Origin of the sequence: Glycomyces xiaoerkulensis (genome assembly GCF_002798405.1) — a bacterium.
In the GTDB taxonomy this organism is placed as follows: Bacteria; Actinomycetota; Actinomycetes; order Mycobacteriales; family Micromonosporaceae; genus Glycomyces; species Glycomyces xiaoerkulensis.
Genome location: NZ_PGGV01000016.1, coordinates 23,670 through 46,921 on the forward strand (window position 1 = coordinate 23,670; position 23,252 = coordinate 46,921).

Consider the following 23,252-nt stretch of genomic DNA (forward strand, 5'->3'; position numbering starts at 1 on the left):
TGGTCGACCGGAGCACCGGCGCTCGAAAGCGCGTGCGCGGCCCGGGCTCCGAAGCGGCGACGAAGAATTGAGAGAGCGGTCCCCGCAGGCCTTCGCGGCCGGGCGGGGGCCGCTTTTTCGTGCCTGAATCCCTCGTTCCCGATGGGCGCTGCCACATTCTCGCTCTCTCGGGAAAGCGATGTCTGATGAACTTGTTTCATATATTTTAGCAGTGCACACGCCTCCTTGTGAGTCCAGTATGGATGTTTATGTTTGTGAACATGAGCGTTTTACCACCCATTCGGGTGACGACAATCGCCCCCCAGACATGGACAATTGAACGCATAGCACAAACGATCCGAAAACGCAGGAGCGTTCGAATCAGGGAGGTGGGCTATGACCGGCAAGCTGGAAGCGAGGACGCGCAGGGCCGAGCGCGCCGAACACCTCCGTAGCGAACTCGACGCCCTTGCCGCCCAAGCCCGCCTTCGTGATGCGGCGGCCCTCCGGAGGGTCCTCGAATACACCCGCGACCGGATGCACCGCGATATCGACGGGTTCTCCGGGATCCGCGACTGGCTGTGCGAGTGCTTCGACTTCACCTACACCACCGCCGGCCAGATCGCCCGCATCGCCCGGCTCGGTCCGAAGTTCAAGGTCCTCACCGAGGCCGCCGCCACCGGTGCGGCACGGATCGATGCGGTCGCCTACGCCATGCTCGCCCTGGACAAGAAGGGCCTGCGCGTCTTCGCCCGCACCCCCTACCCCACCGGGCCGGTCGACAGCCCCTACGACCCGGCGGTCTCCTGCGGCACCCCCGAAGAGCTGATCCGGGAATACTGCGTCCACGCCTCCCACACCGAGCTCCGGGACGCCGTCGACCGAATCGCGGCGAGCCTGTTCGACGAGCTGGCGATGCTCGACCGGATGTCGCAGGACGCGCTGGCATACCTGGAGGTCAGCGAGCGATCCGACGGCATGTGGGACCTCGACGGCGTTCTGTCCGCCGACACCGGGCGGCTGCTGGACAAGTACCTCCAGACCTCCTGCCCTCCCCCGCGCCGGGACGAGGCCGACTCCGACGGAGTGCTGCCCGCGCAGGCGAACCGCAACGCCGAGGCGTTCCACCAGTTGGTCGCCACCGCAGGGACCGACCCGCACGCGCCACGGCGCCACGGGCACACGGCCACGCTCAGCCTCGTCTGCGACCTGGAGACGCTGCGCGGCGAGGACACCGGGCGAGTCCCACGCCTGGAGGACCGCCCGATCCCGGTCGCGGAGGCCCGCCTTCTGGCATGCGAGGCCGGCATCGTCCCGATGGTCTTCGACTACGAGCAGGGCGAATTGCTGGAGCTGGGCAAGGAGGTCCGCCTTCCGAACACCGCGCTCCGCCGCAAGCTGGAGGCCGAGCAGCCGGGAGGATGCGCCTGGCCCGGCTGCGGACGCCCGGTCTCCTGGTGCGAGACCCACCACCTGGTCGCCTGGTACGAAGGCGGCCCCACCGAGGCGGACAATCTCATACTCCTATGTAGATTCCATCACGGCCGCATTCACACCCACCGGTGGAACATCACCAAGACCGGCCCCGGTCAGGCGCAGATCGCCCGGACCGGCTGCACCGCGGAGAAACCCTGCCGCCGCTGCCCGAGCTGCGACGAGGCGGGCCGCACCTCGACTCCGATCGTGGACTTCGACGACCTCGGATCGGCCTGCGATGTCGACCTGGAGACCGAGGAGTGGTCCCCGAACCACCGGGCCGACCTCGACCGCATCGCCCAGGAGGCCGCGGACGAGGCCATCGAGGCCGCGCTGGCGGCCCGCGCCGAGGCCGGGGCCAGGTTCCGGGCCGAGACCGCCGCGCGGCATGCGGCCCGCACCGGCCCGACGCCCGAGGTTTCCGCTGAACCGTCCGCCGCGGTGGGGCCCGCATCGACGGGCACCGCCGGCGGATCCGATCCGGGCCCGCCGCCGTTCTTAACCTGCCCTCGGCGCGAGGTCGGTGCCGAGGGAGGGAGCACTCATAGAGCGCTCAGCCCGAGTCCCGGAAAGGGATCGGGCCCCTCGGCATGTCCGGACTCCACCCTTCGCAGACGGCTCGCCCGACCGATCGGCCGGGGTGGCTCGACATCCAATCTACTGATCAGTAACATGTATCGTGATCGGCAGCACCGCACCGTCGAGAGGTCGCCATGGGAGTCGTCCAAATCGTCACGGCCGCGATCGCCTTCGCCTACACGGCGCTCGCGATCGGGCTGTTCGTCCGCACCGGGCTGAGCCTGCTCGCCACCCTCCGGCTCGGCGCGGCAGACCGGACACGCAAGGGCGAACGCAGCACGCGCTTCGCCACCATGCTCCGGGAAACCCTGGGGCACACCAGGATGCTGAAGTGGACCTGGGTGGGCGCCGCCCACTGGTTCGTCTTCGTGGGCTTCTTCGCGCTCTTCCCCATCCTCGCCACCGCCTACCTGGAGACCCTCAACCCGGAGTGGACCCTGCCGTGGGTCGGGCACTGGGAACCGTGGCTCCTGCTCTCCGAACTCATCGCCGTCGTCACCGGCCTGGGCATCCTGGCCCTGTTCGGGGTCCGGATCGCCAGCCAGCCGCGGTTCCACCGGGTGCCGCCGCAGGGACGGGCCTCCGAGGACGGCCAGCGTTCCTCGTCGTCGCGGTTCGAGCACTCCCGGCAGTGGCAGGCGTTCTACATCGAAGCCACGATCTTCGCCATCGTCGCCTGCTTCTTCATCATCCGCTCGAGCGAGTTCGCCGTCGGCGGGATCGACGCGGCCTGGGCCTCGCCGGTGTCGGCGGGGCTGGCGAACCTGTTCGAGGGCGCCTCGGAGTCGGCGATGCTGACGACCATCACCGTCACCGCCGGCGTCAAGATCCTGGTTTCGTGGACCTTCTTCCTGATGCTGGCGCTGATCCCGAGCATGGGCATCGGCTGGCACCGGGTGACGGCGTTCTTCAACATCTACTTCAAGCGCTTCGCCGACGGCAAGGCCTCGATGGGCTCGGCCAAGCCGATGCTCATCAACGGCGAGCCGGCGGACTTCGAGACCGCCGACCCCGAGACCGAGCCGTTCGGGGTCGACACGATCACCGACTTCACCTGGAAGGGCCTGCTCGACTTCTCCACCTGCACCGAGTGCGGCCGCTGCCAGTCGCAGTGCCCGGCCTGGAACACCGGGAAGCCGCTATCGCCGAAGAAGCTGGTGACCGACCTGCGGGACCACCTGTACGAGCAGGCCCCGTATCTGAAAGCCGCCGGGGCGAAGCCGGAGGGATCGGACGACGGGTCGCAGATCGAGCCGATCTCGATCATCGGCGACGTGATCGACCCGGACGTGCTGTGGTCGTGCACCACCTGCGGGGCGTGCGTGGAGCAGTGCCCGGTCGACATCGAGCACGTCGACCACATCATCGACCTGCGCCGCCACCAGACGATGATCGAGTCCGACTTCCCGACCGAGGCGCAGACGATGCTGCGGAACCTCGAGAACAAGGGCAACCCCTGGGGCGAGAACCCCGCGGCCCGGCTCAAGTGGGCCGAGCCGCTCGATTTCGAGGTGCCGATCGCCGAACCGGGCGGAGACTTCGAGTACCTGTACTGGGTCGGCTGCGCCGGGGCCTACGACCCCAAGGCGCAGAAGACCTCTCGGGCGGTGGCGACGCTGCTGCACGACGCGGGTGTCAAGTTCGCGGTGCTGGGTGAGGCCGAGACGTGCACCGGCGACCCGGCCCGGCGCATCGGCCACGAGTTCATGTACCAGATGCTCGCCGAGCAGAACGTGGAGTCCCTCAACGGGGCCGGGGCCGTGAAGATCATCGCGACCTGCCCGCACTGCCTCAACACGATCGGCAACGAGTACGGGGAGGTGGGCGGCTCGTACGAGGTCGTCCACCACACCGAACTCCTGGCCGACCTGGTCGCGTCGGGGAAGATCGAGCCGGTCGAGCAGCGGGAGGGCACGCTCACCTACCACGACCCGTGCTATCTGGGACGCCACAACCGGATCTTCGAGCCGCCTCGGGAGCTCCTCGAATCGTTCTCGGAGGTGACCGAGATGCCGCGCACCAAGGAGCGCTCGTTCTGCTGCGGCGCGGGCGGGGCCCGGATGTGGCTGGAGGAGCCGCTGGGCAAGCGGGTCAACCGGGACCGCGCCGACGAGGCGGTCGATACCGGGGCCGAGACGGTGGCCGTCGGCTGCCCGTTCTGCTCCACGATGCTGCGCGACGGCGTGGCCGACGCCGGCAAGGAGGACGACGTCGAAGTCGTCGACATCGCCCAGCTCCTGGCGCAGAGCCGGGAGAGGCGGGCGGCGGCTCCGGAGTGAGCCTCACTCCCGGCCGAAGTACCCGCGCAGCAGCCGCGCGGACTCGGCCTCGAGGAGGCCGCCGTAGACCTCGGGGTTGTGGTTGAGGCGGGGGTCGCGGACTACGTCCCACAGGGAGCCGACCGCACCGGTCTTCGGCTCCCACGCGCCGAAGACGATGCCGCCGATGCGCGCCAGGACGGCCGCGCCGGCGCACATGGTGCACGGTTCGAGGGTCACGACCAGGGTGCAGCCGGTCAGCCGCCAGCCGTCGCCGTACGCGGCGGCGGCCTCCCGGAGGGCCAGGACCTCCGCGTGCGCGGTGGGGTCGGCCAGCTCCTCGCGGAGGTTGGCCGCCGCTGCCAGTTCGCGGCCGTCCGGATCGTAGACGACCGCGCCCACCGGCAGGTCGAGGCCGGAACCGTGAGCGGCCTCGAGGGCCCGGCGCATCCACCTCTCGTGCCTCCGGCGGCGGTCGGCCCCGCTGGGCGTGGTCATGCCCCTCCATCCTGATGACCTCCCCGCTGGGCGCGGTCATGCGGCTAGGCGCCGGTGGCGTTCTCCAGGGCCTCGGCGAAACCGATCACCGCGGCGACTTCGGAGACCACGTCGGAGGGCATCATGCCCTCCTTCGCGCACAGGGCCAGGAGCATCGCCCCGCCCACCCCGAGGTCGCTCAGCAGATCGGCCTCGCCGACCGGCTCGGCGTCGAGCTCGGTGGGACTGGCCGAGATCGACTCCTCGTCGTCGGTGTCGATCTCGTCGGTGTCCTGGGGTTCCAAGTCGCCCAGCAGGGCCTCGCCCAGGCGCGACTGCGACGCGTACTCGGCGTCGGAGCCGAAGGTGCGCAAGTCGTCGCCGTCGTCCAGGCGCATCATCGTCAGGAATTCGTCGTCGGCGTCGACGAACAGGAGCGTCAAGTCGGCGTCCGGGAACGCCTCACGCATGACCTCGGCGGCGTCCTCGACGTCGGCCACCTCGTCGAGATCGACCTCGGCGGCGTTCCATTCGTCGCCCTCGCGGCCCGCGGCCACAGCGAAATACGACACGATCCGTCCCCGTTTTCTGTTTCATCGACCAGCTACTCGACCGGAGTCAACTGCTCTAAGGACCAAACTGAAGGATGTAGCGGCCTGCGTTGATGTAACCACAGGATCCAATCGCCGGTCAGCAGAAAATACAGCTCCACCGACAGTCCGGTGACTCCGGCGGCCGTCCCTGCGACGGCCGATACGCCGACCGCGACGCCGCGGTCACCGTAGTGGGCCAGTATCACTGCCACGACCGTTGCGATCGTACTCGCGGTCAACGTCACCCAGGCGAAGCCCGCCCCCGAACGAGCGAAGGCGAGCAGCCACAGCAGCACCCACAACGCTGTGAGCGACGACCCCGCCGCGACAGCCCCGACGCGCACCTGGTGGGGTTCGCGCCAGCGCGGACGCCCCGGCCGGATCGGGGGTGCCCCGTGGCCGGGCCAGGAGGTGGCGCGGATGGGTCCGTCATGCATGACACTCAGGGTACGCATCCGGCCGAGTCAGCGGATCGGCCGCCGGGAGTCGGCGCCGTTCATGCGTGCGGTGCGGGGTAGGCGCCCGGGGCCTGCGGCGGCGGTGGCGGCGCGGCGTGGAGCGGCACGGGCATCACCGGCAGGGCCGGCGGCTCGACGGCGCGGACCTTCCCATCGGGGAAGGTGACCTGGTAGCGGGAGCCGTCCCAGGTGGCGGAGGGCGTCTGGGGGTCGCGGCCGGCGTAGGCGGCACGGGCGGCGCCCATGCGGTACAGGCCGTGGCCGATGATCCGCTGGTCCCAGTGCCCGCCGGTGCCGGCGAGATCGATCTGCTCGGAGACGTCGGAGGCGGCGGCCTGGAACTCCGACATGGCCTTCTCGCCGTGCCGGCCGGCGACGCGTTTGGCCCAGGCGCGGGCCGAGGCACGGCGCGAGAAGCTCGCGAGGGAGGCCAGCTCGGGCGGGGAGAGTACGCCGGTGGCGACGTAGGGGGCGAGGGTGGTCTGGGTGCGGCGGGCGTCGGCGGCGCGCAGCCACAGGGCGATGCCGACCATGGTGAAGAACAGCGGCATCAGGAACGCCGGGTAGAGGGCGAACCACAGGAACGGCGCGCCGATGTCGGCGCCGATGACGCTGGAGCCGTTCCAGAGGGCGTGGAGGGCCATGCCGCACAAGAGCATCCCGACGATCCACGCTGTCTGCGGGCCGCGGCGGCGGGGCTTGCGGGCAGCCTTGCCGAGGCCGATGGCCGCCAGGCCGGTCATGAGCGGGTGGGCGAACATGGTCGCCAGCCCGCGGATGATGATCATCTGCGTGACCAGGGCGAGCCCGGCGGCCTGGTCGAGGATCTCGACGCCGGAGACGTACTGCCCGGAGGCGTAGAGGACGTTCTCGGCGACGGCGAAGCCGGCGCCGGCGAGTCCGCAGTAGACGAGAGCGTCGAGCATGCCGGTGAAGTGGCGGCGGGCGAACCAGAACACCAGCAGCGGCCCGGCGAACTTGGTGATCTCCTCGATGACGGGGGCGGAGACGACCGCGGCGAGGTTCTCGTTGAGGTCGTTCTCCCGCAGGAGGTAGGCCACGCCGCTGTTGACGCCCAGGGAGATGGCCGTGGAGACGCAGGCGCCCCACCCGAAGCAGAAGGCGAGCACCAGCCAGGGGCGGCGGCGGTAGCGGCCCAGCCACAGGAAGGTGCCGACCAGGATCGGCGCGGGCAGGAGGGCGGCGACGACGCCGACTCCGGCGGCTTCGGCGCCGGTGCCCTCGATGATGGCCCAGCCGAGGACGACCAGGCCGCCGGTGAAGAGCAGGCAACTGCCGGCGACCAGGAACGCCCGGGTGCGGCGGACGAGGCCGACGATGGCCAGCACGGTGCCGGCGACGACGAGCAGCCCGGCGGCGCCGAGCACGACGATCACTTCGACGGCCTGGTCACTCACTGCGCCGGGTCCTCCCAGCCTCGGTCGGGAGCGCCGCCGTTGCGCGGATGCTCGTCACGGATCACGAAGTGCTCGCCGATCCCCGAGACCGACAGCAGCCGCTGCAGGAAGTCGCCGAGGTTGGCGAGGACGAGCACGGCGCGGGAGCGGGTCGCGGCACGGCTGAGCACAACGAGAGTGCCCAGGCCGCGCGAGTCGCAGAAGGTGACCCCTTCCATGTCGAGCACGACGCGGGCAGGGTCCTCTTCGAGGGCGGCGTCAACGGCCCCGGACAGCCGCGGAGCGGTCTGTAGGTCGATTTCGCCGGTCAGCTCCACGATCGTCTCGTTCGATTCGCGGTAAACCGAGATGTCGAGTTTCTGGCGTACCACGCCACCAACCCTAACCGACCGTCCGCCGGATCCGGGTTCCGAGACGGAGGCACTTCCGACCGGCTTCAGTCCGTCTCCGGTTGGAGCAGTTTGAGGATGCGCTCCAGCTCCTCGTCCCGGCCGTGCCGGTCCGCCCAGGCGTCCAGGGCGGAGTGGGCGTCCTCGAAGCGCTTGAGCAGGCTGCCTTCGCGCTCGCGCAGATCCCGGGTCCGCTCGTGGGTGCTGCGCAGCGCCTGCCCCTGGCTCCACAGGTCGATGAAGACCTTCACCTTGGTGCGGAGCATCCAGGGGTCGAACGGCTTGGTGATGTAGTCGACCGCGCCGACCGAGTAGCCGCGCATCGCCAGATGGGCGTCCCGGTCGGCCGCGGTGAGGAAGATGATCGGGGTGTGGCGGGTCTTCTCACGCTGCTTGATGTGGCGGGCGGTCTCGAAACCGTCCATGCCCGGCATCTGAGCGTCCAGGAGGATCGCCGCGAAGTCCTCCGACAGCAACCGCTTGAGGGCCTCCTCACCGGAGGTGACGGCGATGGTGGCCACCGGCAGGCCCTGCAGGATCGCCTCCAGCGCCAGCAGGTTCTCGGACCGGTCGTCGACGAGCAGTACGCGTGCGGTGCTCATGCGGTCGGACCCTCCCCCGGCCGCGGGACCGCCAAGAGTCGAAGACCGTCCGTCAGGTGATGGCGCTGCGCGCCTCTGGACATGAGCATCAGGAAGCCTCTCCATCGGTCGGGGAGCCATTGTCTTCCGCGCCGCCCTCGTCCGGCCCGCCGGGGTCGGATCCGCCGGCGCCGGACCGCCGCCCGATCCACTGCGACATGGTGTCGAGGAGCCTATCGAGGTCGACCGGCTTGGTCAGGTAGGCGCTGGCGCCCGCGCCGACGGACTTCTCGCGCTGCTCGGCCAGGGCCTGGGCGGTGAGAAAGACGATCGGCAGCTCGGCGAACTGCGGCATGCGGCGGATCACGCGGGTGGTCTCGTTGCCGTCCATGCCCGGCATCATCGAGTCCATCAGGACGATGTCGATGTCCGGGTGGTTCTGCAGGGCGTCGATGCCGTCGGCCCCGTTCTCGGCGTAGTGGACGTCGATGCCGTGGAGCTCCAGGGCGGCGGTCAGCGCGAAGACGTTGCGGATGTCGTCGTCGACGATGAGGACCGTGGTGCCGTCGAGCCGCTGCGCCGCCGCCGAGGACGAGGGCGTCTCGGGGGCGCCGGTGAGGATCGTCGGACCGCCCTGCTCCTCGGCCGGGGGCGGCAGTTCCGATCGCTGCGGCTGGAGCTCCTCGTCGTAGTCGATCTCGGCCGGGATCACGAACGTGAACACCGACCCTTCGGAGTCGGTGCGCTCGATGAACACGTCGCCGCCGAGCATCTGCGACAGCGACTTGGAGATCGACAGGCCCAGGCCGGTGCCGCCGAAGTTGCGCCTGGTGGTGCCGTCGGCCTGCTGGAACGGCTCGAAGATGATGGACTTCTTGTGCTCGGGCACCCCGATGCCGGTGTCGACCACCGAGAACGAGACGCGCTCGCCGGCCTCGTTGAGCCGCTGGACGTCGAACCGGATGTCCGAGGGGACCTTGCTGACGGTCAGGCTCACCGAGCCGGAGCGGGTGAACTTGACCGCGTTCGACAGGAGGTTCCGCAGGACCTGCTGGAACTTCTGGCCGTCGGTCTTGAGCACCTGCGGCACCCCGGGCCCCACCGCGATGGCGAAGTCGAGCTCCTTCTCGTCGGCCAGGGGCCGGAAGGTGGCGTCGATGTCGCCGAGGACCTCGGGCAGCTCGATGGTGTGGACGGCGATGTCCATGCGCCCGGCCTCGATCTTCGACAGGTCGAGGATGTCGTCGATCAGGGTGAGCAGGTCGGTGCCGGCGTTGTAGATGGTGTGGGCGAACTCGATCTGCCGGTCGGAGAGGTTGGAGTCGGAGTTCTCGCTCAGCAGCCTGGCCAGCAGCAGCAGCGAGTTCAGCGGCGTGCGCAGCTCGTGCGAGACGTTGGCGAGGAATTCCGACTTGTACTTCGAGACCTGGGCGAGCTGCTCGGCCTTCTCCTCGATGTCCTGCCTGGCGGCCTCGACTTCGAGGTTCTTCACCTCGATCGCCTTGTTCTGGGCCGACAGCAGCGTGGCCTTCTCCTCGAGCTCGGCGTTGGTCTCCTTGAGCCGGTCCGACTGGGCGCGCAGCTCCTGGGCCATCCGCTGCGACTCGCGCAGCAGCACCTCGGTGCGGGCGTTGCCCTCGATGGTCGCGAGCGTGACGCCCACGTTCGGGGCCAGGGAGTCGAGGAACCTCTTGTGCAGCCCCGAGTAGTTGTTGAACGAGGCGAACTCGACCACGCCGCGGACCTTGTCGCCGAACTGGACCGGCAGGATGATCAGGTCGGTCGGGGTGGCCTGGCCGAGCCCGGAGGAGATCTCCAGGTAGCCGTCGGGGATGTCGTGAAGGTGGATGGTCCGCTTGCTCGCGGCGGCCTGCCCGACCATGCCCTCGTTCTGTTCGATGACGATCTTCTCGCCCGGACTCGGGTGGCCGTAGACGGCGTTGAGCCGGTAGGTGACGTGCCCCGACACGTCCTCGTGGCGGACGTAGAACGTCGAGGTCTGGGCGTCGATCAGCGGCGTGACCTCGTCGAGGACCATGCGGGTCACCTCCTCGACGTTGCGCCGCCCCTGCAGCAGCGAGGAGATGCGCGCCAGGTTCGAGTTGAGCCAGTCGGCGTCGGTGTTCTGCCGGGTCTTCTCGCGCAGCGCGGTGATCATCTGGTTGATCGACTCGGTCAGGTCGGCGATCTCGCCGGCGGCCTCGAAGTCGACCGACTGGGTGAGGTCCCCGCGGGCGACCGCGTGGGCGACGTTCGCGATCGCCCGCAGTTGCAGCGTCAGCGTCGCGGCCAGGGAGTTCACGTTGCGGGTCAGGGCCAGCCAGGTCCCGGAGACGCCGGCGACCTCGGCCTGGCCGCCGAGGTTGCCCTCGACGCCGACCTCGCGGGCCACGCGCGTGACCTCCCCGGCGAAGTTCGACAACTGGTCGACCATCGCGTTGACGGTGTTCTTGAGCTCCAGGATCTCGCCCTGGGCGTCGACGGTGATCTGCCGGGTCAGGTCGCCGCGGGCGACGGCGGTGGTGACCTCGGCGATGTTGCGGACCTGGCTGGTCAGGTTCGAGGCCATCGAGTTGACGTTGTCGGTCAGGTCCTTCCAGGTGCCCGACACGCCGGGAACGCTCGCCTGGCCGCCGAGGCGGCCCTCGGTGCCGACTTCGCGGGCCACGCGCGTGACCTCGTAGGAGAACTGCGAGAGCTGCTCGACCATCGAGTTCATCGTCGACTTGAGCTCCAGGATCTCGCCCTGGGCGTCGACCGTGATCTGCCGGGACAGATCCCCGCGGGCGACGGCGGTCGCCACCGAGGAGATGTTCCGCACCTGCGCGGTGAGGTTGGAGGCCATGGAGTTCACGTTGTCGGTGAGCGCCTCCCAGATGCCCGAGACGCCCTGGACGTTCGCCTGGCCGCCGAGCTTGCCGTCGGTGCCGACCTCGCGGGCCACGCGCGTGACCTCATCGGCGAACTGGGACAACTGGTGCACCATCGAATTCAGCGTGGACTTGAGCTCGAGCATCTCGCCCTGGGCGTCGACCGTGATCTGCCGGGACAGGTCGCCCTTGGCGACCGCCGAGGCCACCGAGGAGATGTTCCGCACCTGGCTGGTGAGGCTGGAGGCCATCGAGTTGACGTTCTCGGTCAGGTCCTTCCACGTGCCCGAAACGCCCGGCACCTCCGCCTGGCCGCCCAGCATGCCCTGGCTGCCGACCTCGCGGGCCACGCGCGTGACCTCGTCGGCGAAGCTGGAGAGCTGGTCGACCATGGTGTTGACCGTGTTCTTCACGTCGGCGACCTCGCCGGAGGCCCGGACGGTGATCTTCTGGTTCAGGTCACCGGACGCCACCGCGCTGGTGACCTTCGCGATGTTGCGGACCTGGTCGGTCAGGTTCGTCGCCAACTGGTTCACGTTCTCGGTCAGGTCGCGCCAGGTGCCGGAGACGCCGAACACCTGCGCCTGGCCGCCGAGGCGGCCCTCGGTGCCCACCTCGCGCGCCACGCGCGTGACCTCCGCGGCGAAGTTCGACAACTGGTCGACCATGGTGTTGACCGTGGTCTTGAGCTCCAGGATCTCGCCCTGGGCGGGCACCGAGATCTTCTTGGTCAGGTCGCCGCGGGCGACGGCGGTGGTGACCTCGGCGATGTTGCGGACCTGGTCGGTGAGGCTCGAGGCCATCGAGTTGACGTTCTCGGTCAGGTCCTTCCACGTGCCCGACACGCCCGGCACCTCCGCCTGGCCGCCGAGGCGGCCCTCGGTGCCCACCTCGCGCGCCACCCGCGTGACCTCCGCGGCGAAGACCTGGAGGGTCTCGGTGAGGGAGTTGATGGTGTCGGCCAGCTCGGCGACCTCGCCGGAGGCCTTGACGGTGATCTTCTGGTTCAGGTCGCCGGCGGCGATCGCCTGCGTCACCGTCGAGATGGTTCGGACCTGGTCGGTCAGGTTCGACGCCATGGTGTTGACCGCGTCGGTCAGGGACCGCCAGGTGCCGGAGACGCCCTGGACGTCCGCCTGCCCGCCGAGGATGCCGTCGGTGCCGACCTCCTTGGACACGCGAGTGACCTCGCCGGCGAAGCTGCGCAGCAGCCCCACCATCTGGTTCACCGTTTCGCCCAGGCGCCTGAACTCGCCGCGCAGTTGCTTGCCCTCGAACTCGAGCGCCGCCTCCTGGGTGAGGTCGCCAGCGGCGACCGCCTCGAGGACGCGGCCGATCTCGGTGGTGGGACGGACCAGCTCCTCGACCAGCCGGTTCACGCTCTTGGCGCCCTCGCTCCAACCGCCGTCGAGGTGCTCGATGTCGAGCCGGTGGTTCCAGCGTCCCTCCTGGCCGACCACCCGGGCGATGAGCGCCAGGTCGCGCGTCTGCCGGTCGGCCTGCTCGACCACGGCGTTGAACCGGTCGACGACCTCACCTGCCAGGCCTTCGCCGCGAGGCAGCCGCACCGAGAAGTCGCCGCGCTCGACCGCGCCCAGCGCATCGGCGAGGGAGCGCAGCAGGTCGGATTCTTCGGGGCGGTCCTTGGGGGCTGTTGTGGAAGCAGTGTCCGTCATGGCGTTCTTCCTCAGCTGCGGGATCAGGCTTGCCTAACAGGTTGTCACACCGCTGCCCGAATCGTGAAGTCAGGTTACGCAGAGCACTCATTGCAGTCACCTCCCGTAACAGAAGGGCGGAAACGGCCCGTCACCTCCCGCAACCGGAAGCAACCCGTGTAATTCGTGCAACCGAAGACGAACGCCGGACGTGTGATGAGCAGCGGTGGCGACGCGTGGCCCAGAACTGGGAGTGATCTCCCGGCGCCGCAAGACGACAGAAGAATAACCAGCGAGAAGACGGCCGCCCCGGGCTTTCCACCAGCGGGGCGGCCGTCCTCGCGCGGGCCGCCGGCGGCGATGCGGCACGTCGGACCGCCGCACCGCCGTCATAGACTTACCGGCGTGACGTACCCCGAGAGGGCCACCCGTCGGCTGCGCCTGCCCGCCGACGACCGCTCCCCCGCCGCCGCCCGCGCCGCGGTCCGAACGGTCCTGACCGAAGGCGGCATGCCCGAGCTGCTGGACGAAACCCTGCTGCTGACCACCGAGCTGGCCACCAACGGCGTAGTGCACGCCGGGACCGACATCAACCTCACCGTGGCCGCCGACTCGATCGGCGTCCGCGTCACCGTCACCGACTACCGCGCCGGCGGGCTCGAACCGGCCGACATGGCCATGCCCGAGGTGACCGCCGAGGGCGGCCGAGGCCTGCTCCTGGTCGACCGCTTCGCCTCCGCCTGGGGCACCACCCACGACGTCACCGGCAAGTCCATCTGGTTCCGCATCGACCGCGACGCCGACGCCCCGCCGCGGCCCGCACGCTCCGGCCCCGCCCCAGAGGCCGAGCCGTCGACGGGCCCGGTCGACGGCGGCACGGTCACCGACCTCGACCAGTTGGCGGCCCTGCTGACGATCGCCCCGTCGCTGCAGTCGCGCCTTCCGGTGGAGCAGTTGGTCGCCGAACTCCTGGCCCGACTGCACGACACGACCGCCGCCGACGGCGGCGCCATCGAATTCGACCCCGGCGACGGCACCGGCGAGGCCGTGCTCGCGGGGTTCGGCGACACCGGCGAGCCCGCGGTGACCGTCCCCCTGCCGGTCACCTCGCCCGCCACCGGGCGGCTGGTGCTGGCCGGGAAGCCCGGTCCCGGATGGCACCCGCTCGCCCAACTCACCGCCGAGCGCGTCGCCCTGGCGCTCCAGATCGACCGCATGCGCTCGGAGGAGCAGCGTCGCTCGGGCTGGCTGACCTACCTGGCCGAGGCCGGGGAGCTGCTCGCCCACTCCCTCGACGAGCACCTCACCGTCGCGCTCATCCCGCAGTTGGTGGTGCCGCAACTGGGCCGCTGGGCGGCGGTGCATCTGCGCCGCGACTCCGGGGTCCTGGAGCTGGCCGCGATCTCCCACGCCGAAGAACGCGACATCGAGCCCTGGCGGGCCCGCCTGATGGCCGCCAGCGCCACCCTCGAGACGTCACTGGCCTCCGACGGGTGGACGGGCATGGAGCTGCCGATGCCGCGCGGAGTCGACGGCATCGCCGTGCCCCTGTCGGCGCGCGGGGCCACGATCGGGGTCCTCTCGGTGGGGCGCCCGGGCGAGCGGCAGCATTCGACCGAGGAGCGCGCGGTCATCGCCGATCTGGCCAAACGTTCGGCGCTGGCGCTGGACAACGCCCGCATCCACGCCGACCGGGCCGCGGTGGCCCACGAACTCCAGGCGGCGCTCATGCCGGGCAGCCTGCCGGAGATCGAGGGCGTGAGCTTCGCCGCCGAGTACCTACCGGCCGAGGCGTTCGGGACGCTGGTGGGCGGGGACTTCTACGACGCGACGACGCTGCCGAGCGATCGGATGTGGGTCGCCATCGGGGACGTCTGCGGCAAGGGCGCCCAGGCGGCGGCCGTGACCGGTGTGGTGCGGGACGTGCTGCGGGTGATGGCCCGCGACGGCCGGCCGATGCCGCGGGCGCTGGAGCTGCTGAACTCGACGCTGCTGGAGCAACCGGGGGACTACCGGTACGCCACGATCGCCTCGGCGCTGCTGGAGCGGCGCGGGCCGGGCCTGGAGGCGACGCTGTGCCTGTCGGGCCACGACCGGCCCCTGCTGCTGCGCGGCGACGGTTCCGCCGAATGGGTGGGCCGCGAGGGCACTGCGGTCGGGCTGTTCCCGAACATCAAGGTCGAGCCGGAGCAGGTGCGGCTCGAGGTGGGGGATGCGCTGGTGTTCTTCACCGACGGGGTGACCGAGCGGCGGGACGCGTCGGTCATGTTCGGCCACGAGCGGGTCGTGCGGGCGGTGCGGGACGTGGCGGGCAAGCCAGCGCGTACGATCGCGACCACGCTGCTGGAGGCGGTTCAGACGTTCTCGCCGGATGCGCCGCGCGACGACATCGCGATCCTCGTCGTCCGCTGCGACGGGCACTGACGGGGGCGGCGGGCCCTACCCGCCCCGCCTCGGGTGGGGGTCCGGTGCGGCTCAGTACAGGATCGTCGTGGCGCCGTAGTAGACGTTGCCGTGGTCGACGCTCACGACCTTCACCACCGTGTTGGAGTTCGGGGCGTGGACGACCAGGCCGTTGCCGATGTACATGCCCATGTGGCCGAGGCTGTTGTAGAACACCAGGTCGCCCGGCTGGAGTTCGTCGCGGGTGATCTTGGCGGTCTGGCTGTACTGGGCTGCGGCGTTGTGCGGCAGGGAGATCCCGATCTGCGCGTAGGCGCGGAGGACGAGGCCGGAGCAGTCGTAGGTGTCGGGGCCGGAGGTGCCCCAGACGTAGTTCTTGCCGACCTGGTCGAGCGCGAAGTCGACCACGGCCCACGCGTCGTTGCTCATGCGGGGCAGGTCGTAGTCGAGGACCTCTTCGCCGGCGGCGGTGCGCCACTCCTCTTCGAGGTCCTCCATGCGGGTCTCGATCTCGGTCTTCTTCTCCTCGAGCTCGGCCTGGTCGGCTTCGAGGTCGGCCTGGAGGTCTTCGAGGAGCTCCAGTTGCGCGGTGTAGTCCTCGGCGACGGTCCGGAGCTCCTCCATCAGGTCGAAGTCGTACATATTGGCCGAGTTGAGGCGGTCCATCCGCTCTACGAAGGCCTGGGGGGAGCCCGATTCGAGGATGAGGGCGGCGTCGCCGACGCCTTGGTCCACGTAGGTCTCGGTGATGAAGTCCGCCAGCCGCTCGCGCAGGTCGGCGAGCTGCTCCTCGCTGTCGGCGAGGTCGGTCTCGACCTCCTCGATCATCTCCTTGTTGTCGGCGATCTCCGTGGCGAGGCCGTTGTACTCCTCGATCGTGGCGTTGAGGTCTTCGCTGGTGCTCTCGATCTCGTCGTTGATGTCCTCGGGGTCCTGCTGGGCCCATACCGGGGAGGAGGCGATCGCTGAGGCGAGCAGACCGCCGACGACGACACCGGCGGTCCATTTGCGTCGGAAGGACGGCGGGTTCACGACGAGGGCGCTCCTTCGGAGTGTCGAGTCTGAGGGGACGGACCGATGATGAGCCTAACGCGCCCCGCGGGCCGGGGGAAAGGGCCGGGGCGTGACAAATTCGCAGCGTAACGCCGGTTCCACGGAAGGTGTGCCCGAGCTGTCGGCCGGCGGCGGATGCGGGTAGGATGACCGTATGCATTACTCGATGTGTCGCGCTGACCGGTGTTGTCGCTCCTGCTGAGCCCGCCGGGCTCCCTTCTCGCGCCCTTGTTCCGACACATCGAAAGTCCTGCGATTCATGACTGATGTCACACTCTCCGTCCTCGGCGCCGACCGCCTGTGGGCGCTGGCCGCCTTTTACGCCGAGAACCTGACGCTGCGTCCGCGATTCACCAAGACCGGCCGCTGGGCCAGGCGAGTCCTGTCCGGTCCCGACCACGAGGCGTGGCTGCTGGCGTGGCTGCCCGGCCAGGGAACCGAGATGCACGACCACGGCGGGCTCGCCAGGCCCGCGGCCGCCGCGGTGTCGGTGGTGTCGGGGCGGCTCACCGAGTACACGGTGGTGCCGGGCGCGTTCCCGGGCCTGCGCCGCACCGGGCTGGAACGGGGCGGGGTCTCGACCGTCGACGACCGGACCGTCCACGCGATGCGGAACGACTCCGGCGAGCCGGCGGTGAGCCTGCACGTGTATTCGCCGAGCCTGGACGCGATGCGGACCTATCTGTTCGACGAGACGGGCCTGTCCCCCGCAGCGATCAAGCGGGCCGGAGAGGACTGGTAGCGCCGACCGGGTCCGCGGCTACGGGCACGCCTCCGACAGCACCGCGCCGACGGCGCTCGGCAGCGCCGCGCCGACGTCGGTGGCGCTGACCGTGCGCCGCCCCCGGGCGGCGAGCCCGGCCGCTTCACCGTGGACGTAGGCGGCGGCGACCGCCGCTCGCGCGACGTCCATTCCGGATGCCAGGAGCGAGGTGATGAAGCCGGACAGCACGTCCCCCGAGCCGGCCGTGGCCAGCGCCGGCCTGCCGGTCGGATTGGCGTAGACGGCGCCGTCGCCGCCCGCGATCACCGTGTGGTGTCCCTTCAGGAGCACGGTGCAGTTCAGGCGCTTCGCCAGCGCCGCCGCCGCGCCCGCGCGGTCCTCGCTCGGCGGCGAGCCGTACAGCCGCTCGTATTCGCGGTCGTGGGGGGTCAGGATCACCGGCGCCTCGCGCCCGGCCAGGAGCGAGGGGTACTCGGCGACGAGGGTGAGGGCGTCGGCGTCGAGCACGGCCGGGACCGACCGGCCGAGGACGGTCCGCAGTTCGTCGAGGGCGCGCTCGCCGGTGCCGATACCGGGCCCGGCCAGCCAAGCCTGGGTGCGCCCGGCCGCCTCGACCGACCCGGTGCACACCACTTCGGGGTGCACTCGGCGCACGTGGTCGGCGGCGGAACCGGCGTATCGGACGTACCCGGCCGGTCCGGCGAGGGCGCCGGTGGCGGCGAGGACGGCCGCGCCGGGGTAGCGGTCCGATCCGGCGGCGACGCCGACGACGCCGCGGGTGTACTTGTCGTCCTCCGGGCCGGGCTCGTGCCACCATGCGGCGACGTCGGCGGCGTCGGCCACGGCCACGACCGGCTGCGGATCCAGGTACGGCCCGAGTCCGATGTCGACGAATTCGAGCCGGCCGGTGCGGAGCGCGCCCGAACCGAGGTGGTGGCAGGGCTTGCGGCACCCGAAGGTCACGGTGAGGTCGGCGTCGACCGCTTGGCCCGGGACGGCGCCGGTGTCGACCTCCACGCCCGAGGGCACGTCGACGGCCACGGTCGCGCCGGCCCTGATGCGCCCCAGCAGTTCGACGGCCCGGTCGGGCAGGCCGGGGCGCCCGCCGATGCCGAGGACGCCGTCCAGGAGCAGATCGCAGCGGTCGGGCGGGTCGGCGGTCACGCGGCCGCCGGCGCGGGTGAGCGCGGCGGCGCCGGGCGGGTGGATGCGCGAGCCCATGACCGGGACCCCGTGGACGCGGGCGCCGCGCCGGGCCAGTCTGGCACCGGCGTAGAGCGCGTCGCCGCCGTTGTCGCCGGGTCCGGCCAGGACGACGACGGTGGCGCCGTAGACGCCGCCGCGCTCGGTGAGCAGCCGCGCGGCCGCGGCGGCGAGGCCGGCGGCGGCGCGTTGCATGAGCGTGCCGGGCGGGAGCTTCGGCATGAGTTCGGATTCGGCGCGGCGCACCGCCGCGGCCGACCAGGCACCGTCCATGGCTCCGCCCTTCGCAGTCGAATCCCGGCCGCCTCGTCGGGCGCGGTTACCGCGCCTCGGCGACCACTACCGCTGTTGCGATACCGCCATCATGCGACAGTGAAACGTGCCAACGCCAGACGCCACGCTCGGCGGCGGCCTCCGCCACCGTTCCGGTGACGGCCAGCGCGGGGCGGCCGTCGGCTTCGGAGAGCACCTCGCAGTCGCTCCAGTGCATGCCGCCGGGCGCGCCGAGCGCCTTGGCGACGGCCTCCTTGGCTGCGAAGCGGGCGGCGAGCGACTCGGTGTGGCGCTCCCGACCGTCGGGCGAGGTGCGTTCGGCCTCGGTGAAGAGCTTGTCGGCCACTGTCGGGGTCCGTTCCAGGACGCGCTCGAAGCGATCCACTGCCACTACGTCTATGCCCACCGCGACGATCACCAGTCAAGAGTGCCACGGGATCGGATGAGGTGCCCCTTTTCGGGGCGGTTCACCCTGGAGGGTGGTCGGGGCGATCATCGCCGAGTTCGCCGCCCCGGCGCCGAGTCATGGTCCGGTGTGGATGAATCGGGCCCAGTAGGCGGTGCGGTCCGGGTGCTGGTCGCGCAGCACGCGGACCGCGACGTGGAGGGCGCGGGCGCTGTCGGCCGGGTCGAGCCGTCCTTCCTCGAGGATGCGGCTGTAGAGGTGCGCGGCGACGACGGTCGCCGCGCCGTCGTAGACGCTCCACAGCGTTCCGATCACGTGCCGCCATCCGGCGTAGTGCATGGCCGCGGTGACGCTGACCGCTTCGTCGAGGTTGGTCACGCCGCCGGTCGCGGTCTGGCAGGCCGACAGGAACGCGAACTCGCCGCCGGTTCCGGGTCGAGTCAGGTCGCCGATCCCGACCAGGCCGGCGGTCCGCCAGTCGTGGGGCACCAGGCCGCCGCGCGAGGGCCGGCGCAGGTCCTGGGTGCCGTGGCAGGCGATGTGGGCGGCCCGGTGCGCGCCGAGCCCGGAGACGACGGCCTCACGGGTGGCCTCGCCGTCCTGGAGGACGGTGCAGCGGTCGCGGCCCAGGGCGTCTTCGAGGAGGCGCCGCTCGGCTCCGGCGCCGGGCAGTTCGGTGTGCTCGGCCGGGCCGCCGTCGCCGCTCGGGGTGTCCGCGACCGCGACGATGAGGAGCCTGCCGTCGTCCTCTGCGGCGGTCCGGGCCCGAGCGTCGGCCAGAGCGCGGAGGGTCGGGGTGTAGGAGGACACGACGTGGTCCATCACCGCTCGGCCGGGTTCGGTGTGGTGGCCGGCGGCGTGGATCGGCAGCAGGGTCAGCGGGCCGGTGGGGCACCACCAGATCCGCCGCGGCCGCGCCGGCCGCGACTCGAGGCGCCCGAGCACCGGGGCCGCGATGGAGTCCCAGGCCCACGCCAGGACCGGCGCGGTCTCCCGCTCTGAAAGGGGCGCATCGGGGCCGGTGCGGTTCTGGAGCGCCGCGAGGTAGCGGTTGCCCTGTTCGAACGATTCGGCCGCGGTGATCGGCAGCGGCACCGCCTCGATCCCGGAGGCGTCGACAATGAGCGCGTCGCAGCGCCGGTCGCTGACGTTGAGGACGACGACCGGTCCGGTCCCGGCCGGAGGCAGCAGGTCGTCGAGCGCGGGCGGTCGCAGGAAGTCCCGAGGGCGCGGGAAGTCCTCGCTGGGCGGCAGCGACCTCACCTCGTCGAGGAGGGTTTCGAACCGGCGCGCCGCGTCGTTCCGTCGCGTTCGGCGGTGTGCCTCGAATGCGGTCCGGTCGAGTTCGCGTCGGCACCGGTCGAGCTCGTCCGCCAGTGCGGGGTGGGCGGCGGCGAGGCCGCCGGTGCCGGTCCGGAGGTCCAGCAGTCGGCCCCACAGGACGCCGCGGCTCTGCTCCAGCAGCTCCACCGCGCCTGCGGGGTCGCCCACGGCGATGGCGCAGGCGGCCGCGTCGGCCCCGAGCGACCGGGCCGTCTCCTCCAGCAGCCGCTGCTGGTCCTCGCGGTCCAGGCCGGGCCACACCAGTAGTGGGAGCAGCTCGATCGCGTTGCGCAGCATCCCCAACGCGATCCGGTCGCCCTCGGTTTCGGCTTCGGCGCGCCCGGTCCGGTGCCCCCGCGACATGGCGGTTCGGGCGCCGCGCTGGGCCGCGCGGATGCGGTCCGAGAGGGGTGCGGTGCCGATCGAGGCGGCACGGCGCTCCAGGTCGACGACCAGGTCGAGCAGGGCCGGGTCGCCGTCCAGCCGGAACCGGGCGCGCAACGCGTCCGCGAGGCCCGCCAGGATCCGGATCTGATTCGGGTGCCCGTCCGGAATGTCGTCGACGGCCCGCCGGAACAGCGTGGTGGCCTCTTCGAGATCGCGCTCGTCGCGGTGCCGCTTGAACCGCTCTTGGAGGGCTCCGGCGAGGTTCAACAGGCAGATCGCGTGGTCGGAGGGGTCGAGCGATTCGGTTCGCGCCGCGCGACGCCCGGTTTCGACGGCCTCTTCGACGGCGCCGTCGTCGCCGGCGCGCTCGGCCCGGGTCGTGAGGGCGGCGGTGAGGGAGGCCAGCCGCGGCGAGAGGTTCGGGTGGTCGGGGGCGGTGGCGGCGACCGCCCGGCGTCCGGTCTCGACGGCCCGGTCGAGATCGGTGGTGCCCCCGGAGCGGTTGAACCGGGTCCACAGGGCGGCCTCCAGGTTCAGCAGGCGAGTCGACCGTTCGGTGTGCTCGGGCGGGGTGGCGTCGACGGCGCGGTACAGGGTCGCGACCGCCTCGTCGAGGTCGGCGCCGTCGCCGAGCTGCGTGTACCTGGCCAGTAGGGCCTCGCCGAGACCGGAGAGGTGGCCTCCGTGGTCGGGGTCGTCGGCCCCGGAGTGCTCCAGGACTTCGCGGTTGAGTCGGATGACCGTCTCGATGTCGGCGTCGCCGCCGAAGTGCTCGGTCCGGGTCCGCATCGCGGCCGCCAGGTTCGCCCGGTGCAGCTTGAGTTCGGGGTCGCCGGGTCCGGCGGCCTCGACCGCCCGGCGGCCGAGTTCGACGGCCCGCTCGATGTCGCTTCGCGGGCCGCCGCTCTCGAAGCGGGAGCGGAGCAGGTTCCCGAGGTTCGAAAGCAGCAGCGGGTAGGTGGGATGCGACGAGGAGGTCGAGTCCACCGCCTCCTGCACCGACGCGAGCGCTTGGTCGAGGGCCGCTCGGTCGCCGAGGTGCTTGAAGCGGAACCAGAGTACGGTGCCGTGGTTGAGCAGGCGGATCGGCCGGCTCGGGTCGGTCGCCGGGGTCGCCGCGACCGCGCGGCGGCAGCACGCGGCCGACTCCTCGATGTCGTCGCGGTCCCCGGTGCGGGAGTATCGGAGCCCCAGGTCGCGGCCGACCTCGGAGAGAGTCGCGGCGTCGTCGGGGTCCGTTTCGAGGAGATCGCGCAGCAGCCCGATGGCCCGGTCCAGGTCCTCGGGGTCACCGTGGCGCCGGTACCGGACGCCCAGGGCGCCGGCGAAGTTGGCGAGGATCGTGGCGCCCTGCGGGTGCCCGGCCGGGGCCGTCGCGACCGCTTCGCCGAGGAGGTCGAGAGCGATCTCGAGGTCGGCGCCGTCGCCAGTGCGGGTGAACCGGCATTTGAGGGCGTGCGCGAGCTTGGACCGGAACAGGGCGCGGTCGGGGTGGCCCCCGGGGGTCGCTTCGACCGCTCGGGTGCCGAGGTCGACCGCTTCGTCCAGGGCGCCGACGTCTCCGGCGACGGCGAATCGGTCGACGAGGGCGTCGCCGAGGTTCGAAAGGTACACCGGGCGGTGGTGGTGCCGGTCCGGGGCGGCGGCCAGGGCGGATCTCCAGGCACCGATCGCCCGGTCGAGGTCGGCGCCGTCGCCGGTGCGTTTGAACCGGAGGTGCCAGGCGGCCCCGAGGTTCGACAGGTCGCCGAGGCGCTCGGGGTCGTCTGCCGGGGTGCCGGATATCGCGGCGGCGTAGTTCGCGATCGCTTGGTCGAGGGCCTTCGCTTCGCCGGTGGCCGTATGGCGGCGCAGCAGCGAGCCCGCGTGCATGGCGCGCACCCTCGGGTGCGCGTAGTCCTTCTCGAGCAGCGCCTGGACCGGTGCGGGAACCTGGCCGCGGTCGACCTCGGCGACGATCTCGAACAGCGGCAGCGACCTGACCAGGTCCACTTCCCCCTCCCCTTCGGGCAGCGCCTGGTAGCGGCACCAGAAGAGCCAGGCCAGTGCCCTGGCGCTGAGCCACGCCTGGTCCGGGTCGGTGACCCCCGAGCCCGCCAGGCGCTCGCCTTCGGCCAGCGCCTCCCCGTCCAGTACGGCTCCGACGTCGCCGGCGAGGAACGCCCGGACCCTGCCGGCGAGGCCGTCGATCAGGTCGGCGATCTGCATAGGCGGGTCCTCCGGGGTGCGGCGGGGCCTCGATTCTACGAAGGAGCCGCCACCGGCGGTACGCTGAGCCGATGGACACCGATGACGACGATGCGGACGGCCCCCGGCCCGGCGACTTCCGGATCGGCGACAAAGGACAGGTACTGGTCTACGACGGGAAGAACTGGGAGCCGTACCGGCGGCTGCCGGACTCCGATCCCGGATCGGTGCTTCGGATGCGGTCCCCGAAGCCGGGGACGGACGGTGGCGCGGCCGAATGAGCGCCTCCGACGCCCCCGAGCGGGTTCCCTCGCCGCTGGACGCGATCCCCGACATGCGGTCGACCGCGAAGTGGACGATCGCGGCGCTCGGGGCGGTCGGGGCCGCGCTGCTCGCCGCGATCCCGTTGACCACCTTGGGCCGGCTGCACAGCGCGGCCGACATCGCGACCGCCTCGGCCGGGCTCGTTCTCGGCGTCGGCGGGGTGGCGTGGGCCGTCTGGCACACCGCCGAGGCGCTGACGCCGCCGGTGACGACCCTGTCCGGGATCGAGGCACCGG

At 71.2% G+C, this 23,252-nt stretch carries 16 protein-coding genes; 5 read left to right on the forward strand and 11 right to left on the reverse strand.

The annotated features are described in order from the left end of the window. Positions 1-375 precede the first annotated feature (375 nt). Together CUT39_RS05785 and CUT39_RS05790 are read left to right on the forward strand one after the other, a co-directional pair. A complete protein-coding gene (locus CUT39_RS05785; RefSeq protein WP_100445030.1) occupies positions 376-2,253 on the forward strand; it encodes an HNH endonuclease signature motif containing protein in 1,878 nt (625 codons plus the stop codon). Continuing rightward, complete coding sequence (locus tag CUT39_RS05790; RefSeq protein ID WP_100445031.1) at positions 2,169-4,313, forward strand: (Fe-S)-binding protein; 2,145 nt, start codon at positions 2,169-2,171, stop codon at positions 4,311-4,313. Before CUT39_RS05785 ends, CUT39_RS05790 begins: the two co-directional genes overlap by 85 nt. A 3-nt stretch (positions 4,314-4,316) precedes the next feature. Here CUT39_RS05790 and CUT39_RS05795 read toward each other — a convergent pair whose 3' ends face one another. The 7 genes from CUT39_RS05795 to CUT39_RS05825 form a co-directional block, all read right to left on the reverse strand. After that, positions 4,317-4,790: a nucleoside deaminase gene (locus CUT39_RS05795; protein WP_232805623.1), complete on the reverse strand. Its 474-nt coding sequence runs from the start codon at positions 4,788-4,790 to the stop codon at positions 4,317-4,319. Between the two features lie 44 nt (positions 4,791-4,834). Further along, the gene (locus CUT39_RS05800) at positions 4,835-5,341 is read right to left on the reverse strand and encodes a tRNA adenosine deaminase-associated protein (RefSeq protein ID WP_100445032.1); all 507 of its coding nucleotides are present in this window, start codon (positions 5,339-5,341) and stop codon (positions 4,835-4,837) included. Between the two features lie 32 nt (positions 5,342-5,373). After that, positions 5,374-5,799 carry a hypothetical protein gene (locus tag CUT39_RS05805; protein ID WP_157930501.1) on the reverse strand — a complete coding sequence of 142 codons (426 nt, stop codon included), beginning with the start codon at positions 5,797-5,799 and terminating at the stop codon, positions 5,374-5,376. Positions 5,800-5,858: 59 nt separating this feature from the next. Next, positions 5,859-7,238 carry a PrsW family intramembrane metalloprotease gene (locus CUT39_RS20670; protein ID WP_100445034.1) on the reverse strand — a complete coding sequence of 460 codons (1,380 nt, stop codon included), beginning with the start codon at positions 7,236-7,238 and terminating at the stop codon, positions 5,859-5,861. After that, positions 7,235-7,609 carry an STAS domain-containing protein gene (locus tag CUT39_RS05815; protein ID WP_100445035.1) on the reverse strand — a complete coding sequence of 125 codons (375 nt, stop codon included), beginning with the start codon at positions 7,607-7,609 and terminating at the stop codon, positions 7,235-7,237. Before CUT39_RS05815 ends, CUT39_RS20670 begins: the two co-directional genes overlap by 4 nt. Positions 7,610-7,674: 65 nt before the next feature. After that, positions 7,675-8,229: a response regulator gene (locus CUT39_RS05820; RefSeq protein ID WP_100445036.1), complete on the reverse strand. Its 555-nt coding sequence runs from the start codon at positions 8,227-8,229 to the stop codon at positions 7,675-7,677. A gap of 88 nt (positions 8,230-8,317) precedes the next feature. Next, positions 8,318-12,754 (reverse strand): HAMP domain-containing protein, encoded by a 4,437-nt coding sequence (locus CUT39_RS05825; protein WP_100445037.1) that lies wholly within the window; start codon positions 12,752-12,754, stop codon positions 8,318-8,320. 384 nt (positions 12,755-13,138) lie between these two features. Between CUT39_RS05825 and CUT39_RS05830 the strand changes: the two genes are divergently transcribed. Further along, entirely contained in the window at positions 13,139-15,157 is a 2,019-nt protein-coding gene (locus CUT39_RS05830; RefSeq protein WP_157930502.1) for a SpoIIE family protein phosphatase, read from the forward strand. Positions 15,158-15,208: 51 nt separating this feature from the next. Here the strand turns inward: CUT39_RS05830 and CUT39_RS05835 are convergent, their stop codons facing one another. Then, positions 15,209-16,168, reverse strand: a complete 960-nt coding sequence (locus CUT39_RS05835) for a C40 family peptidase (RefSeq protein WP_100445039.1) — start codon at positions 16,166-16,168, stop codon at positions 15,209-15,211. Between the two features lie 280 nt (positions 16,169-16,448). On the opposite strand from CUT39_RS05835, the gene CUT39_RS05840 reads away from it, so the two are divergent. Then, entirely contained in the window at positions 16,449-16,931 is a 483-nt protein-coding gene (locus CUT39_RS05840; RefSeq protein WP_100445040.1) for a cysteine dioxygenase, read from the forward strand. 18 nt (positions 16,932-16,949) lie between these two features. On the opposite strand, the gene CUT39_RS05845 is transcribed toward CUT39_RS05840, so the two are convergent. The 3 genes from CUT39_RS05845 to CUT39_RS05855 form a co-directional block, all read right to left on the reverse strand. Continuing rightward, positions 16,950-18,389 carry an NAD(P)H-hydrate dehydratase gene (locus CUT39_RS05845; RefSeq protein WP_100445041.1) on the reverse strand — a complete coding sequence of 480 codons (1,440 nt, stop codon included), beginning with the start codon at positions 18,387-18,389 and terminating at the stop codon, positions 16,950-16,952. A gap of 46 nt (positions 18,390-18,435) precedes the next feature. After that, positions 18,436-18,807 carry a holo-ACP synthase gene (locus tag CUT39_RS05850; RefSeq protein WP_100445042.1) on the reverse strand — a complete coding sequence of 124 codons (372 nt, stop codon included), beginning with the start codon at positions 18,805-18,807 and terminating at the stop codon, positions 18,436-18,438. Between the two features lie 105 nt (positions 18,808-18,912). Next, positions 18,913-22,713, reverse strand: a complete 3,801-nt coding sequence (locus CUT39_RS05855; protein WP_100445043.1) for a CHAT domain-containing protein — start codon at positions 22,711-22,713, stop codon at positions 18,913-18,915. A 71-nt stretch (positions 22,714-22,784) separates the two neighbouring features. Between CUT39_RS05855 and CUT39_RS05860 the strand changes: the two genes are divergently transcribed. Then, the gene (locus tag CUT39_RS05860; RefSeq protein WP_100445044.1) at positions 22,785-22,973 is read left to right on the forward strand and encodes a hypothetical protein; all 189 of its coding nucleotides are present in this window, start codon (positions 22,785-22,787) and stop codon (positions 22,971-22,973) included. The last annotated feature ends 279 nt before the right edge of the window (positions 22,974-23,252 follow it).

Bases quoted from the DNA above. Each gene is read 5' to 3' on its own strand.
- CUT39_RS05790 (WP_100445031.1), top strand. From the start codon at position 2,169: ATGGGAGTCGTCCAAATCGTCACGGCCGCGATCGCCTTCGCCTACACG.
- CUT39_RS05820 (WP_100445036.1), bottom strand. From the start codon at position 8,229: ATGAGCACCGCACGCGTACTGCTCGTCGACGACCGGTCCGAGAACCTG.
- CUT39_RS05805 (WP_157930501.1), bottom strand. From the start codon at position 5,799: ATGCATGACGGACCCATCCGCGCCACCTCCTGGCCCGGCCACGGGGCA.
- CUT39_RS05860 (WP_100445044.1), top strand. From the start codon at position 22,785: ATGGACACCGATGACGACGATGCGGACGGCCCCCGGCCCGGCGACTTC.
- CUT39_RS05785 (WP_100445030.1), top strand. From the start codon at position 376: ATGACCGGCAAGCTGGAAGCGAGGACGCGCAGGGCCGAGCGCGCCGAA.
- CUT39_RS05840 (WP_100445040.1), top strand. From the start codon at position 16,449: ATGACTGATGTCACACTCTCCGTCCTCGGCGCCGACCGCCTGTGGGCG.
- CUT39_RS05795 (WP_232805623.1), bottom strand. From the start codon at position 4,790: ATGACCACGCCCAGCGGGGCCGACCGCCGCCGGAGGCACGAGAGGTGG.
- CUT39_RS05845 (WP_100445041.1), bottom strand. From the start codon at position 18,389: ATGGACGGTGCCTGGTCGGCCGCGGCGGTGCGCCGCGCCGAATCCGAA.
- CUT39_RS05825 (WP_100445037.1), bottom strand. From the start codon at position 12,754: ATGACGGACACTGCTTCCACAACAGCCCCCAAGGACCGCCCCGAAGAA.
- CUT39_RS05855 (WP_100445043.1), bottom strand. From the start codon at position 22,713: ATGCAGATCGCCGACCTGATCGACGGCCTCGCCGGCAGGGTCCGGGCG.